Source organism: Microlunatus sp. YIM B11417, assembly GCF_059617205.1.
In genome coordinates this window covers 71458-85700 of sequence record NZ_JCAMPJ010000006.1, presented here as the reverse complement: position 1 = coordinate 85700, position 14243 = coordinate 71458, and the positions used below count along the sequence as shown (strand labels likewise).

The 14243-nt window shown below is 69.9% G+C and carries 12 protein-coding genes; 7 read left to right on the top strand and 5 right to left on the bottom strand.

What is annotated here, in order from left to right; genetic code table 11:
- Positions 1-25 precede the first annotated feature (25 nt).
- Positions 26-937, bottom strand: a complete 912-nt coding sequence (locus AC6CCG_RS25260; protein ID WP_496657521.1) for a carbohydrate ABC transporter permease — start codon at positions 935-937, stop codon at positions 26-28.
- The gene (locus tag AC6CCG_RS25255; protein WP_496657520.1) at positions 934-1971 is read right to left on the bottom strand and encodes a carbohydrate ABC transporter permease; all 1038 of its coding nucleotides are present in this window, start codon (positions 1969-1971) and stop codon (positions 934-936) included. The genes AC6CCG_RS25260 and AC6CCG_RS25255 overlap by 4 nt, the downstream gene beginning before the upstream one ends.
- Before the next feature lie 176 nt (positions 1972-2147).
- Here AC6CCG_RS25255 and AC6CCG_RS25250 point away from each other — a divergent pair, with 176 nt between their 5' ends.
- On the top strand, positions 2148-3152 hold the full coding sequence (locus AC6CCG_RS25250) for an N-acetylglucosamine kinase (RefSeq protein WP_496657519.1): 1005 nt from the start codon (positions 2148-2150) through the stop codon (positions 3150-3152).
- 273 nt (positions 3153-3425) lie between these two features.
- The gene (locus AC6CCG_RS25245; protein WP_496657720.1) at positions 3426-7163 is read left to right on the top strand and encodes a multifunctional oxoglutarate decarboxylase/oxoglutarate dehydrogenase thiamine pyrophosphate-binding subunit/dihydrolipoyllysine-residue succinyltransferase subunit; all 3738 of its coding nucleotides are present in this window, start codon (positions 3426-3428) and stop codon (positions 7161-7163) included.
- Between the two features lie 379 nt (positions 7164-7542).
- Here the strand turns inward: AC6CCG_RS25245 and AC6CCG_RS25240 are convergent, their stop codons facing one another.
- Positions 7543-8028, bottom strand: a complete 486-nt coding sequence (locus AC6CCG_RS25240; RefSeq protein ID WP_496657518.1) for a GNAT family N-acetyltransferase — start codon at positions 8026-8028, stop codon at positions 7543-7545.
- 353 nt (positions 8029-8381) lie between these two features.
- Between AC6CCG_RS25240 and AC6CCG_RS25235 the strand changes: the two genes are divergently transcribed.
- Together AC6CCG_RS25235 and AC6CCG_RS25230 are read left to right on the top strand one after the other, a co-directional pair.
- Complete coding sequence (locus tag AC6CCG_RS25235) at positions 8382-9047, top strand: slipin family protein (protein WP_496657517.1); 666 nt, start codon at positions 8382-8384, stop codon at positions 9045-9047.
- Positions 9044-9490: a hypothetical protein gene (locus tag AC6CCG_RS25230; protein ID WP_496657516.1), complete on the top strand. Its 447-nt coding sequence runs from the start codon at positions 9044-9046 to the stop codon at positions 9488-9490. Before AC6CCG_RS25235 ends, AC6CCG_RS25230 begins: the two co-directional genes overlap by 4 nt.
- Positions 9491-9498: 8 nt before the next feature.
- On the opposite strand, the gene AC6CCG_RS25225 is transcribed toward AC6CCG_RS25230, so the two are convergent.
- Together AC6CCG_RS25225 and AC6CCG_RS25220 are read right to left on the bottom strand one after the other, a co-directional pair.
- Positions 9499-10470: a zinc-binding dehydrogenase gene (locus AC6CCG_RS25225; RefSeq protein WP_496657515.1), complete on the bottom strand. Its 972-nt coding sequence runs from the start codon at positions 10468-10470 to the stop codon at positions 9499-9501.
- A 41-nt stretch (positions 10471-10511) separates the two neighbouring features.
- On the bottom strand, positions 10512-10775 hold the full coding sequence (locus AC6CCG_RS25220; RefSeq protein WP_496657514.1) for a peptidase associated/transthyretin-like domain-containing protein: 264 nt from the start codon (positions 10773-10775) through the stop codon (positions 10512-10514).
- A 225-nt stretch (positions 10776-11000) separates the two neighbouring features.
- Here AC6CCG_RS25220 and galK point away from each other — a divergent pair, with 225 nt between their 5' ends.
- The 3 genes from galK (at position 11001) to AC6CCG_RS25205 (ending at position 14232) form a co-directional block, all read left to right on the top strand.
- The gene (gene galK, locus AC6CCG_RS25215; protein WP_496657513.1) at positions 11001-12143 is read left to right on the top strand and encodes a galactokinase; all 1143 of its coding nucleotides are present in this window, start codon (positions 11001-11003) and stop codon (positions 12141-12143) included.
- 148 nt (positions 12144-12291) lie between these two features.
- Positions 12292-13191, top strand: coding sequence for an ABC transporter substrate-binding protein (locus AC6CCG_RS25210; protein WP_496657512.1), 900 nt, complete (start codon positions 12292-12294; stop codon positions 13189-13191).
- An 81-nt stretch (positions 13192-13272) separates the two neighbouring features.
- Positions 13273-14232: an amino acid ABC transporter permease gene (locus AC6CCG_RS25205; protein ID WP_496657511.1), complete on the top strand. Its 960-nt coding sequence runs from the start codon at positions 13273-13275 to the stop codon at positions 14230-14232.
- Positions 14233-14243 lie beyond the last annotated feature (11 nt).

Sequence of the window (14243 nt, the reverse complement as noted above, 5' to 3'; positions counted from 1 at the left end):
CGGTTCCCTTCGGTGTCGGAGAAAGTTACTTGAGCGCGCCGGCCGTCATTCCGGCCTGGATCTGCTTCTGGAAGATCACGTACAGGATCAGCACCGGCGCCATGCTGATCACCAGACCGGCGAACAGACCGGAGAAGTCCGATCCGTACTGCGAATCCCCCGCGAGCTTGGCCAGTCCCTGGGTCACCACGTACAGGCCGGGATTGTCGTTGTTGAGGAAGAGCGGCAGCAGGTACTGGTTCCACAGCCCCACCGCGTTGAAGATCGTGATGCTGACGATGCCCGGCCGGGCCAGCGGCAGCATGACGAAGAAGTACGTCCTGAAGTGCCCGCAGCCGTCGATGAAGGCCGCCTCGCTCAGTTCGCTGGGCAGGCTGCTGAAGAAGCCGGTCAGGAAGAAGACCGTGAACGGCATCGCGTACGCCACGTAGACCGCGATCAGGCCGTGATAGGTGCCGAGCAACCCGAACGGCAGCCCGGAGGCCTGCATGCTCGTGCCGAGCTGCTTCATCACCCCGAACAGCGGGATCACGGCCAGGAAGATCGGCAGCGCCATCGCCCCGATGAAGGTGAGGTTGAGCGCCCGCCGGCCGACGAACTGATAGCGGGCCAGCACGTAGGAGACCATCGCGCCGAGCACCATGACGATCACGGTCGACAGGCCGACGACGATCAGCGAGTTGAGGAAGTAGCTGCCGAACTGGGCCTCGTTCCAGGCCCGGACGTAGTTCTCGAACTGCAGCGCCGCCGGCGGCCGCCAGGAGTCCACGAAGATCTCGGCGTCGGTCTTCACCGACGACATCAGCACCCAGATGATCGGCAGCCCGATGATCACCGACCAGATGATCAGGATCACCTGGGTCACCGCGGTCAGGCCGCGCTCGCCCTTGATCTTGGGGGCGGTCTCGGTCCGCAACTGCGTCACCTGTGTGGTCACAGTTCACCCTGCTCTCGCCGGGTCACCCGCAGGGTGAGCGCCGCCAGCACCATCGTGATCAGGAACAGCACCACGCCCTGGGCCGTCGCGTACCCGAACTGGCCCTGCTCCTTGAAGCTCTTGTAGATCGACAACGCCATCACGGTCGTCGTCTCGTTCGGCCCGCCCGGACCGATCGTCATCAGTTGGACGATCGCGAACGCGTCCAGGCAGAGCACGCCGAGATAGATGTAGGCGGTCACGATGGACGACCGCAGCAGCGGCAGCGTGATCCGCAGGAAGGTCTGCACCCGGCTGGCCTTGTCGATCGCGGCGGCCTCGAGCAGCTCCCGCGGGATGCCGGACATCGCGGCCGAGAAGTAGACCATGTAGAAGCCGACGTTCATCCAGACCATGACGATGATCACGGTCAGCAGCGCCGTGTTCGGATCGGCCAGCCAGGACGGCGGGTTCGGGACGCCGATCAGCCGGAGCAGCGAGTTGAGCAGGCCGCCCGGGTGGAAGACCTGCTGGAACATGATCGCCAACGCCGCCACGGAGACGACCTGCGGAACGAAGAACAGCACCCGGTAGAAGGAGGCGCCGGTGACGCCGCGCAGCTGGCCGGCCTTGGTACTGCCGGACAGGTTGAGCATGGACGCGAAGAACAGGGCGATGGCGATCGAGATGAACGGGACCACCAGCAGCAGGATCAGGTTGTTCCGCAGGCCGGCCCAGAACACCCGGTCCGGATTGAAGTCGCCGAGCCCGAACAGGGCGGCGAAGTTCTGCAGCCCGACGAACTCGAACGCCGGCGAGTAGCCGGTCCAGTCGGTCAGCGCCAGGTAGAACGCCTGCACGTACGGCGACACGACGAAGATCAGGAAGATGATCATGGGCAGGATCAGGAACGAGCCGACGAAGACGTACTTCTGCACGAGCTTCAGCCGGCGCTGCCGGGCCCGCCCGACCGGATCGACAGCAGGCCGGCCGGCGCGCGCGACGGCCGCGTTGCCGTCCGCTTGCACCGCGACCTGATTGCCGCTGTCGGCCATGGCTGTTTCCCCTGTCGTCCGGCTCTCAGACGGGTATTTCCGCTACCTAAGCACACTCACCGCAGAGATTCTCGTGATCCGGGCTGGAAGTTACCCGAGCGCATCCTTACGGTCACGGCGACGCACCGGAGCACCCCGGTGACTTCCGGCGCAGTCCGGTCGGCAAGGATTCGACCGTGACCGCGGTGATCATCGGCGCCGACATCGGCGGAACGTCCAGCAGGGTCGGGGTGGCCGACCTGACCGGCCGGTTCCTGGCCGTCGAGACGGGCGGGCCGGCCAACCCGAACGCCGTCGGGCCGGACCCGGCGAGCGCGGAGATCCGACGGGTGACCGGCGCCGCCCTGGCGGCCGCCGCCGAACCCGGCAGCCCGCCGGCCGTCGCCGGCGTCGTGATCGGCCTGGCCGGGATCTCCGGGATCGCCGACCCCGAGGGCTTCGCCCGCTCGTCGCTGGACCCGCTGCTGCCCGACCGGCCGCCGATCGGCGTCGTGACCGACCTGGCCGTCGCGTACGCCTCCGGCTCCCCCGAGCCGGACGGCTGCGTGCTGATCGCCGGGACCGGAGCGATGGCGGGCATCATCCGGTCCGGCGTCCTGGACGAGCGGCGGGACGGCTGGGGCTGGCTGCTCGGCGACGACGGTTCCGGGTTCTGGCTCGGCCGGGAGGCGGTCCGGGCGACGCTGGCCGATCTCGAGGCCGGCCGCGCCCTCGGCCCGCTGGGCGAGGCGATCCTGGACCGGGTCCGGACCCAGATCGAACCCGGCCCGGGCGGCGGGTGCGGGGCCGCGGAGCTGATCCAGTCCGGCTACGCCCGGCCGCCGCGGGAACTGTCGGAGTACGCGACGCTGGTCGCCGAGCTCGCCGACGCCGACCCGGTGGCCGCCCGGATCGCCGACCGGGCCGCCGAGGTGCTGGCCGCGACCCTGGGCCGGCTCGAGCCGGGACCGGAGCTGCCGATCGTGCTGGCCGGGTCGGTGCTGCAGCCGAACCGGGCCGGGCGGCCGACGCCGGTCGGGAGCCGGCTGCGGGCCCTGCTGGCCGAGCGCCACCCGAACCCGCTGCACGAGGCCGGACCTGGGGTCGTCGGAGCGGCCTGGCTCGCCGTACCGGCCGAGCTCCGGGGCGATCGAGACCTGCACGGACGGCTGCTCGCGTCGGCCCGCGACCGGTCCGTCTGAAGGCTCCGGAGAGCCGCTCCCGGCCCGCCGCGCAACACGTGCGTACCACCCGTCTCCCTGGTCCATATTCTTGGGTAGCCTTAGGGACGACACCGCGGTAGACGATGGCCGCGGGACAGTTTGCAACGGAAGAAGGCGACAGTGGCCACCAGGCCAGACCAATCATCCACCGGATCGCCCGCTGCGGGCGGCTCCAGCCGCAGCCAGTCAGCCGACCTCGACGTCGAGGCCCCGGCAGAAGACGTGGGAGCCAACGAATGGCTGCTGGAGGAGATGTACGAGCAGTATCGCGAGGATCCGAATTCGGTCGCCCCGAGTTGGAAAGAGTATTTCGCGTCGCGGTCGAACGGGCACCAGCCCCAGCAGGCCGCTCCGCAGCAGCCGGCCCCGCGCCGGGCTGACACCAGCCCCGCGCCGTCGGCGCCGGTGAACAACGCGCCCGCCGTGCCGACGGTGCCGGCGACTCCCGCCCCGGCGGCCCAGCCGGCCGCGGCGGCACCCCGGGCCCGGGCGGCCCAGGTCGAGCCGCCGAACCAGACCAAGGAAGCCCGGCCGAGCAAGCCGGGCAGCCAGGGCGGTCTGCCGGCGGATCCGCCGAACCCGTCCAACCGGCCCGACGTGGCCGCGACCGAGCCGACCCGGACCACCCTGCGCGGTGCGCCGGCCCGGACCGCGAAGAACATGGACCTGTCGCTGTCCGTGCCGACCGCGACCAGCGTCCGCTCGCTGCCGGTGAAGCTGCTGATCGACCAGCGCGTGGTGATCAACAACCACCTGCGCCGGGCCCGCGGCGGCAAGGTCTCGTACACCCATCTGATCGGGTACGCGATCGTCCGTGCCCTGCAGAGCCTGCCGTCGATGAACAACGCCTACGACGAGGTCGACGGCAAGCCGACCCTGATCGTCCCGGCCCACGTCAACCTCGGCCTGGCCATCGACATGCCGAAGCCGGACGGTACTCGGCAGCTGCTGGTGCCGAGCATCAAGAACTGCGAGAACCTCGACTTCGCCCAGTTCTGGGCGGCCTACGAGGAGGTCGTCAAGAAGGCGCGGTCCAACTCGCTGACCCTGGACGACTTCGCCGGCACCACGATCACGCTGACCAACCCGGGCACCCTCGGCACCAACAACTCGGTGCCGCGGCTGATGCGGGGTCAGGGCGCGATCATCGGCGTCGGGTCGATGGACTACCCGCCGGAGTTCCAGGGCGCGGATCCGGAGCGGCTCAACGAGAACGCCGTGTCGAAGGTCATGACGCTGACCTCGACGTACGACCACCGGGTCATCCAGGGCGCCCAGTCGGGTGAGTTCCTGGGCCGGATGCACGCGCTGCTGCTCGGTGAGGACGACTTCTACGACGACATCTTCCGGTCGTTGCGGATCCCGTACGCGCCGATCCGGTGGGCCAACGACATCAGCGCGGCCCACGAGGACCAGGTCTCCAAGCAGGCCCGGATCCTGGAGATGATCAACGCCTACCGGGTACGCGGCCACCTGATGGCCGACACCGACCCGCTGGAGTACCGGCTGCGATCGCATCATGATCTTGATGTCCAGAGCCACGACCTGACCCTGTGGGACCTGGACCGCGAGTTCGCCACCGGGTCGTTCGGCGGCGGGCAGAGCCGGATGAAGATGCGCAAGATCCTCGGCATCCTCCGCGACGCGTACTGCCGCACCATCGGCATCGAGTACATGCACATCCAGGAGCCGTCCCAGCGGCGCTGGATCCAGGAGCGGGTGGAGCGGCCGCACGAGTCGCTGCCCCGCGAGGAGCACCTGCGGATCCTGGACAAGCTCAACGAGGCCGAGATCTTCGAGACGTTCCTGCAGACGAAGTTCGTCGGGCAGAAGCGGTTCAGCCTCGAGGGCGGCGAGTCCACGATCGCGCTGCTGGACGAGGTCTGCGAGCAGGCGGCGAACAGCGGCCTGGTCGAGGTCTGCGTCGGCATGCCGCACCGCGGCCGGCTCAACGTGCTGGCCAACGTGGTCGGGAAGTCGTACGCACAGATCTTCCGCGAGTTCGAGGGCAACATCGACCCGCGGACCGTGCAGGGCTCCGGCGACGTGAAGTACCACCTGGGCGCCGAGGGCGAGTTCACCGCGCTGAGCGGGGCCAAGATCAAGACCTCGGTCGCCGCGAACCCGTCCCACCTGGAGGCCGTGAACCCTGTCCTGGAAGGGATTGCGCGGGCCAAGCAGGACATCCTGGACCGCGGCAGCGAGTTCCCGGTGCTGCCGGTGCTGCTGCACGGCGACGCGGCGTTCGCCGGCCAGGGCGTAGTGGCCGAGACACTGAACCTGTCCCAGCTGCGCGGCTACCGGACCGGCGGCACGATCCACATCATCGTGAACAACCAGGTCGGCTTCACCACCTCGCCGACCGAGTCCCGCTCGTCGATGTACTGCACCGACGTGGCCCGGATGATCCAGGCGCCGATCTTCCACGTGAACGGCGACGATCCCGAGGCGTGCATCCGGGTCGCCCGGCTCGCGTTCGAGTTCCGGCAGGCGTTCAACAAGGACGTCGTGATCGACCTGATCTGCTACCGGCGCCGCGGCCACAACGAGGGCGACGACCCGAGCTTCACGCAGCCGAAGATGTACGACCTGATCGAGAAGAAGCGTTCGGTGCGGAAGCTGTACACCGAGGCCCTGATCGGCCGCGGCGACATCTCCGTCGAGGACGCCGAGCAGGTGATGACCCGGTTCCAGGAGCGGCTGGAGAGCGTGTTCGCCGAGGTCCGCAACGCCGGAGCCGAGGCGCCGCACGACGAGCCGTACCGCCGGGTGCCGGTGTACCCGAACAAGTCGGCGGCCAAGCACGGCACCGCGGTCACCCTGGAGACGCTGAAGAAGATCGCCGACGCGCACACCAACGTGCCGGATGGCTTCACCGTGCATCCCAAGGTGCTGCCGCAGTTGCAGCGCCGCGCGGCCGCGATCACCCAGGGTCCGATCGACTGGGCCACCGGCGAGATCCTGGCCCTCGGCTCGCTGCTGCTGGAGGGCCGGCCGGTCCGGCTGACCGGGCAGGACACCCGGCGTGGCACGTTCGTGCAGCGGTTCGCCGCGGTGATCGACCGCAAGACCGGCGAGTCCTGGGTGCCGCTGCGCAACCTCGATGATGATCAAGGAAAGTTCGCCGTCTTCGACTCGCTGCTCAGCGAGTACGCGTCGATGGGCTTCGAGTACGGCTACTCGGTGGCCCGGCCCGAGGCGCTGGTCCTCTGGGAGGCCCAGTTCGGCGACTTCGCCAACGGCGCACAGACGATCATCGACGAGTTCATCACCTCCGGCCAGGCCAAGTGGACCCAGAAGTCCGGCGTGGTGCTGCTGCTGCCGCACGGCTACGAGGGTCAGGGCCCGGACCACTCGTCGGCCCGGATCGAGCGCTACCTGCAGCTGGCCGCCGAGGACGCGATCACCGTCTCCTACCCGTCGTCGCCGGCAAGCTACTTCCATCTGCTCCGGCAGCAGGCGCTCAGCGAACGGCACCGTCCGCTGGTCGTGTTCACCCCGAAGCGGATGCTCCGGATGAAGTCGGCCACCTCGGACCCGGCCGACTTCACCAGCGGCACGTTCCAGCCGGTGCTCTCCGATCCGTCGATCAGTGACGCGGCGAGCGTCCGTACGGTGCTGCTGTGCTCCGGCCGGCTGCGCTGGGAGCTGATGGCCGAGCGGGACAAGCGCGGACTGACGGATTCGATCGCCGTGGTGTCGGTCGAGCGGTTCTACCCGCTGCCGGGCGACGAGGTCGCCCGAGCGCTGGCCGGCTACCCGAACGCGAACGATGTTCGCTGGGTGCAGGAGGAGCCGGAGAACCAGGGCGCCTGGTTCTACATGGCGATGAACCTCCCGGGCGCGATCGCCGAGGCCACCCCGGACCGCCCGGTCCGGCTCACCTCGGTCGCCCGCCCCGCCTCCTCCGCCCCGTCCGTCGGGTCGGCGAAGGAGCACGACGTGCAGCAGAAGGCCCTCTTCGAGGCGGCCCTGAGCACCTCGCACTGACCCGAGATCGTCGAAGCACCGACCGGCCGCCCTCCCCTGGGCCGCCGGTCGGTGTTTTCTCGCTCCTGTTCCGGACGCCTCCCCACGTCCCCTCCACCCGTCGAGTGGACACTTTGACCTCGATCAGGCGCCAGATCGAGGTCAAACTGTCCCGTCGATGTGATTCTGCGGAGGGGTAGTGGAGGCCGGCGTAGCTGGTCGGGCGGGCGCGCGCGTTCGCTCCGTTTTCCCGTCGAGAGCGAGCAGGTCGCTCGCGATCATCGCCGCCGCGTCGCGGCAGGTCACCGGTCGTCCGGGCCCGACGCCTCGACGTTCACCGGATCCGTAGCCCCTCCCGCATGCGGCGGGCCTGGCAGCGCGCGGGCTCCGCGGATCTCGATCATGAGCCCGCCCGGATCATCCGGATGATCGGGCGCTGGAAGCCGGCGTGCAGCTTCTCGGCGCCGTCGGGGCGGAAACCGTGCCTGCGGTAGAAGCCGACTGCGCGTTCGTTGCCGTCGAGGACCCAGAGCGAGGCGGGGCTGTCGCCGATCGCGGCCTCCAGCAGGCGGTGACCGACGCCGGTGCCCCAGTGGGCGGCCCGGACGTAGATCATGAACAGCTCGAGACCGGGTTGCAGGTCGCTGTCCTCGGTCGGAACCGCGTCGGCGAGCCCGATCACCTCGCCGTCGTCGACGGCCAGCCACGGGGCGTTGCCGCTGTCGATCTTGGTCGTCCAGTACGCGATCCGGGCCAGCCGGCCGCGCGCCACGTCCGCGAGGTACGCCCTGGAGGCGTGGTCCCGGTAGGCCTCCTGCCAGCAGGCGAGGTGGCAGTCGACCAGGGCGGCGATCTCCCCCGCACCGGCCAACCGGATGTCCGTCATGGACACCAACCTAAATGCGCTCGCTCGAGACCGGGCGAGGCCGTACAGTGATCGGCGGCTCGGATCAGCGGTGACGGATCGGTGTGCCGATCAAGATTCCGCGTGTCGTACCCGAGCACTTTCCTGGTACAGCACTCAAAATGCTGAGGTTCGACTCCTCCACAGGTGTCGGCGCGGCGGACCAGGCGGACGGCTGCTCTGCGGGCGGACCGGGTCGGGCGCGAGCCCCTTCGCCGGCGAAAGCCGGACCGGTGCCGTCCCCGCAGCCGGCCGCCCCGCCCCGCCGGCACCGCCGAGGCCCCACGACACGACGAAGATCAACAGCAGGCACCCGGGAGGTGACACCCATGTTCATGATCACGGTTGAACCGGATCAGCGCGTCGTCCACTACCGCGACGGGCGGCTGGTCGGCGTTCTCGAGCCGGGACGGTACCGGCGCACCCGGCGGTCCCGCTACGTGCCGGTCGACGTACGGCAGCGGCTGACCCAGACCGCGCCGCAGGAGGTGCTCACCTCCGACGGCGTCTCGGTCAAGGTCAGCGCGACGGTCCGCTGGGCGGTCGACGACGCCGCGGCCTACCTGCAGGCGGCGAACGAGCCGTTCTCGTTCGTCTACCTCGCCGTCCAGGTCGCGCTGCGCGAGCAGTTGGCCGGCGTCGAGGTCGCCGACCTGCTCGGTACGGCCCGCGCCGGGATCACCGACGCTCTCACCGCCGGCGCGGTCGCGGCCGGGCAGCCGCTCGGCATCGCCGTCGCCGACGTGGTGATCAAGGACGTGGTCGTCCCGGCCGAGCTGCGCACCGCGTACGCCGAGGTGATCACCACCCGGCAGCGGGCGCAGGCTCAGCTGGAGGCGGCGCGGGCCGAGACCGCCGCGCTCCGGTCGATGGCGAACGGCGCGAAGCTGCTCGACGATCACCCGGCCCTGGCGATGCTGCGGATGGTCCAGACGGCCCCGTACGGGACCAAGATCGTCCTGGGCTCGGTCCCGGCAGCCGAGTCCGCCGGCGAGGAGTGATCGCGGTCCGGGAACTGCGGTGGATCGGCATCGGCGTCGCCCTGCTGGCGCTGCTCTATGCCGCGCTGCCGGTCGTCCTGCTCGTCGACCGCGGCCAACTCGAGCGGTACGTGCTGCGCGAGCGGCCCGGCCTCGGCCCGAGCGAACTCGGTACGGCGCGGGCGGCGGTGATCCTCTTCATCGCCGTGGTGCACGCCGGGTTCCTCGGGCTCGAGGTCTGGCTCGCGATCATGATCCGCCGACCGCGGCTCTGGGCCCGCCGACTGTTCACGGTGGTCCTGATCATGGCCACCGTGGGCAGCCTCGCGTCCTGGAGTGCGGTGCCCGAGTTCGCCCCGGTGATCATCGCGACCGGCCTGCTCCAGCTCGCCGTACTCGCCCTGCTCTGGCTGCCCCGGTCGATGCGACGGCATTTCGCCGAGGCTGCCACCGGGCGGAGTTGACGTCCGGGTCAGGGCTCGATCACGATCTTGCCGAACACGGCTCCGTCGACCATGGCCGCGAATCCTTCCCTCGCCTCGCGGAGCGGGAGGACCCGGTCGATCGGCGGCCGGAGGCCGGTGGCCACCAGCATCGCGGTCAGCCGGCGCAGTTCAGCCAGGGTGCCCATGGTCGATCCCTGCACCCGCAGCGGCCGGAAGAAGATCTTGGTCAACTCCGCCGACTCCGGCTCGGCGCCCGAGGTGGTACCGCAGATCACCACGGTGCCACCCGGCCGCAGCGCGTTGATCGAATGCGACCAGGTGGCCGCTCCGACGGTCTCCATCACCGCATCCACACGTTCCGGAAGCCGTTCTCCGGAAGGAAAAGCGCGGTCGGCACCAAGCGCCACCGCCCGCTCGCCGCGCTCGGGATCGCGCGAGGTGACCCAGACCCGCAACCCGGCGTGCCGGCCGAGCATGATCAACGCCGTCGCCACTCCACCGCCCGCGCCCTGCACCAGCACGGTCTCCCCCGGCCGCAGCCCCGAGCTGGTGAACAGCATCCGGTACGCCGTCAGCCAGGCCGTCGGGAGGCACGCCGCCTCGGCAAAGGTCAGCTCGGCCGGCTTGTCGATCAGGTTCGCCGCCGGCACCCAGACCCGCTCCGCCAGCGTGCCCTGGTGCCGTTCGGAGAGCAGCGACCGCCGCGGGTCGAGGGTCTCGTCGGGACCGGTGAACGCCGGATCCCTGATCACCGCGTGCACGATCACTTCGCGGCCGTCCTCGGTCGTCCCGGCGGCGTCGCAGCCCAAGATCATCGGCAGCCGCTCGGCCGGCAGCCCGACCCCGCGCAACGACCAGACGTCGTGGTGATTCAGCGCCGCGGCCCGTACGTCCACCGGGACCCAGCCGGCTGGCGGCGCCGGCGGCTCGAGCTCATCGACGCGGAGTGCCGCGAGCGGGTCGGCCGGATCGAGCTGGGCGGCGTAGGCGGCGAGCATCCCCTCAGCGTAGTTCCGGGCCGCTGGGGCCCGACGCCGGCTCAGCGCCGCTGGAGCAGCGGCGAGAGCGAGGCTTCGACGACCCCGTCCTCGGTCACCTCCACCGCGTCCTGGCGCTTGCCGACGACCTCCTTCGGGAGGTCGGCCTCGATCAGCCAGAGGCCGGGCCGAAGATCCGCGACACCGAACCAGCCGGTCGGATCCGTCGTCGCGCCGGTCACCCGTTCACCGGTCGCCGGGTTCCGGGCCAGGATCGGCACCCCGGCCAAGGCCGTTCCGCCGGAGAGCCACAGCCGTCCGACCACCGCTCCGGTCCCTGACTGTGCCTGCCATGGCAGCACTGAGACTGCCGTCTGCTCCGCGATCACCGGCTTCTCCCCCGAGGTCAGTGGTGGTCGGTCCGGCGTCCCCGAAGCACGGTGGCCGCCGCCGGCGCCACCCGCCGTCCTGGCCGGGCGCGCGGCGCCAGCGTAGCCGCCGGACGAGGTCACTCCGGCCCGGCCGGCCCGGGACTTGTAAGGTTGCGTCCCGTGCTCGAGCAACGCGACGAAGCTGTGGTCAACGCCTTCCGGACCGGTTACTCCGCCGAACCCGCCGGGGTCTGGGTGGCGCCGGGACGGGTCAATCTGATCGGCGAACACACCGACTACAACGATGGCTATGTGATGCCGTTCGCGCTGGACCAGCACGTCACGATCGCGGCCCGTCCGCGGACCGACGACACCTGGTCGGTCACCTCGATCAACACCGGTGACACCGCCGTGTTCGAGGCCGCCGACCTGCAGCCGGGGATGAAGGGCTGGCAGGCCTACCTGGCCGGCGTCGTCTGGGCGCTCCGCGAGGCCGGCCACCGGGTGACCGGCACCGATCTCACGCTCGGGTCCGACGTCCCGCTCGGCTCCGGGCTGTCCTCGTCGGCCGCGCTGGAGTGCGCGATGCTGACCGCGCTGGCCGACCTGAACGACCTCGAGATCGAGCCGCTGCAGCGGGCGATCCTGGCCCGCAAGGCCGAGAACGAGTTCGTCGGCGCGCCGACCGGGCTGATGGACCAGGCCGCCTCGACCCTGTGCGTCGCCGACCACGCCCTGTTCTTCGACTGCCGCGACCATGCCGTACGCCAGGTGCCACTGGCCGATCCTTCGCTGGAGATCCTGGTCCTCAACACCAACACACCGCACGCCCATGTCGACGGCGAGTACGCGGAGCGCCGGGCCAGCTGCGAGGAGGCGGCGCGGCTGCTCGGCGTGCCGGCCCTGCGGGACGTGACCGATCTCGACCAGGCCCTGTCCCGGTTGGACGACGACCTGCTGCGCCGCCGGGTCCGGCATGTGGTGACCGAGGACGCCCGGGTGCTGGAGGCCGTCGCGGTCCTGGACCAGGGCCGGCTGGCCGACCTCGGGCCGATCCTCGACGCCGGGCACGTGTCGATGCGCGACGACTTCGAGATCACCGTGCCCACCGTCGACCTGGCGGTCGAGACCGCCCGGAAGGCCGGCGCGCTGGGTGCCCGGATGACCGGCGGCGGCTTCGGCGGCTGCATCATCGCGCTGGTCCCGGAGGGCACCTCCGACGCCGTGGCCGAGCGGATCGGGGCCGCGTTCGCCGACGCCGGCTACGCCGCTCCGGAGCATTTCGTGGGTGTCCCCTCGGCCGGCGCCCGTCGCCTGACCTGACCGCCGCAGCCGCGCCGGCCACGGTGTTGCGATTACATTCCACTCGCAGTGCCTGGCCACGGAACTCCGGTCGGCGTGGCAGGATGCGGAACACCCCGGTCCGCGAGTGATTCTCAAGGACAAACCGGGACAAGCGAAAGGACATCTCGTGTTGACCCGAGGAAAGTTGCTCGTCGTGGCCGCATCGCTGGCGATGCTGGCCGCCACAGCCTGCGGATCGAGCTCACTGGACCAGCCGCCGGTCGAAGGACAACCGCCCTCGCAGTCGTCGTCCGAGATCGCCGCCGATCCGGCGCTGGCCGAGAAGGTCCCGGAGAAGATCAAGTCCGCCGGCAAGATCGTCATCGGCACCGACGCCAGCTATGCCCCGAACGAGTTCCTGGCCGCCGACGGCAAGACGATCCAGGGCATGGACGTCGACCTGTTCAACGCGGTGGCCGCGAAGCTCGGCCTGAAGACCGACTGGCAGCCCGCCGACTTCACCTCGATCATCACCGGTGTCCAGGGCAAGAAGTACGACATCGGCATCTCGTCCTTCACGATCAACGACGAGCGCAAGAAGCAGGTCACGATGGTCAGCTACTTCTCGGCCGGCACCCAGTGGGCGACCCTGGCCGGCAACCCGAAGGGCTTCGACCTGAACAACCCGTGCGGCCGGACGGTCGCGGTGCAGACCGGCACGGTCCAGGAGACCGACGATCTGCCCGCCCGTCAGGCCAAGTGCGGTGGCAACAAGATCAACATCCTGTCCTTCAAGGGTCAGGACCAGGCCACCAACGCCGTCGTGACCGGTCGCGCCGAGGCGATGCTGGCCGATTCGCCGGTGACGGCGTACGCGGTGAAGCAGGCGGCCGGCAAGCTCGACCCGCTCGGCGACGTGTACGAGTCGGCGCCCTACGGCTACGTTCTGCCGAAGGACCAGGCCGAGTTCGGCGAGGCGATCGTCGAGGCGCTCAAGCAGCTCAAGGAGAGCGGCCAGTACGAGGCGGCGCTGAGCACCTGGGGTGTCGAGGGCGGCGCCATCGACGACTTCGCCGTCAACCCCTGAGCGGGAGCCGATCATGAAGTCACCCCGCGAAGTTCTTCTCCTCCGCTGCGCTCCCCCGAACAACTTCGCGGGGGCCCCGACATGACCGCGACCCCGGCCGAGGCGAAGACGTCCGCGGACCGGCCCGGCCTGATCAAGGCCGTACCGGTCCGGCATCCGTGGCGCTGGGTGGCGATCGCCGTGATCGCCGTCCTGGTGGCGATGTTCCTGCACATGGTGATCACGAACCCGGCATTCAACTGGCCGTTCGTGTTCGAGGCGATGAACCAGAACCCTGTCATCGAGGGATTCTGGAAGGGCACCATCCTGGTCACGGTGCTGGCCATGATCATCGGGATCGCGCTCGGCGTGCTGCTGGCCGTGATGCGGCTGTCCGACAACCCGGTGCTCAAGGCGGTGTCCTGGGCCTACACCTGGTTCTTCCGCGCGATCCCCCGCTACGTCCTGCTGACGATCATGGGAGCGCTCGGAATCCTTTTCCAGCAAGGGCTTTCGCTCGGTGTGCCGTTCGACTGGCTGATCATCGACTGGCTCGGCCTGGAGGGCAGCTGGCGGTTCGTCACGCTGGACGCGAACGTGCTCTTCGTCGGACTGTTCGGCGGCGTGATCGGCATGGCCGCCTCCGAGGCCGCGTACATGGCCGAGATCGCCCGGGCCGGCATCCTCAGCGTCGACCGCGGCCAGCTCGAGGCCGCCCAGGCCCTGGGCATGAGCCGGGCCAAGGCGATGCGCCGGATCGTCCTGCCGCAGGCGATGCGGGTGATCGTGCCGCCGACCGGCAACGAGACGATCGCCATGCTCAAGGACACCTCGCTGCTGCTGGCCATCCCGGTCGGCACCGAGCTGTTCTTCCAGTTGCAGGCGATCGGCACCAGGACGTACCAGACCTTTCCGGTGCTGGTCGCCGCCACGCTCTACTACCTGGTCACGACCAGTGTGCTGATGATCGGCCAGTCGTACCTGGAGAAGCGGTTCGGCCGCGGCTTCGGTACGTCCTCGGCGCCGCGGCCCGCGGCCGGGATGGCGGGAGGCGGACTGTGACCGAACAGAAC

Coding starts and splice junctions, on each gene's coding strand:
- AC6CCG_RS25235 (WP_496657517.1), top strand. CDS start 8,382: ATGATCACGGTTGAACCGGATCAGCGCGTCGTCCACTACCGCGACGGG.
- AC6CCG_RS25205 (WP_496657511.1), top strand. CDS start 13,273: ATGACCGCGACCCCGGCCGAGGCGAAGACGTCCGCGGACCGGCCCGGC.
- AC6CCG_RS25255 (WP_496657520.1), bottom strand. CDS start 1,971: ATGGCCGACAGCGGCAATCAGGTCGCGGTGCAAGCGGACGGCAACGCG.
- AC6CCG_RS25225 (WP_496657515.1), bottom strand. CDS start 10,470: ATGCTCGCCGCCTACGCCGCCCAGCTCGATCCGGCCGACCCGCTCGCG.
- AC6CCG_RS25245 (WP_496657720.1), top strand. CDS start 3,426: ATGTACGAGCAGTATCGCGAGGATCCGAATTCGGTCGCCCCGAGTTGG.
- AC6CCG_RS25240 (WP_496657518.1), bottom strand. CDS start 8,028: ATGACGGACATCCGGTTGGCCGGTGCGGGGGAGATCGCCGCCCTGGTC.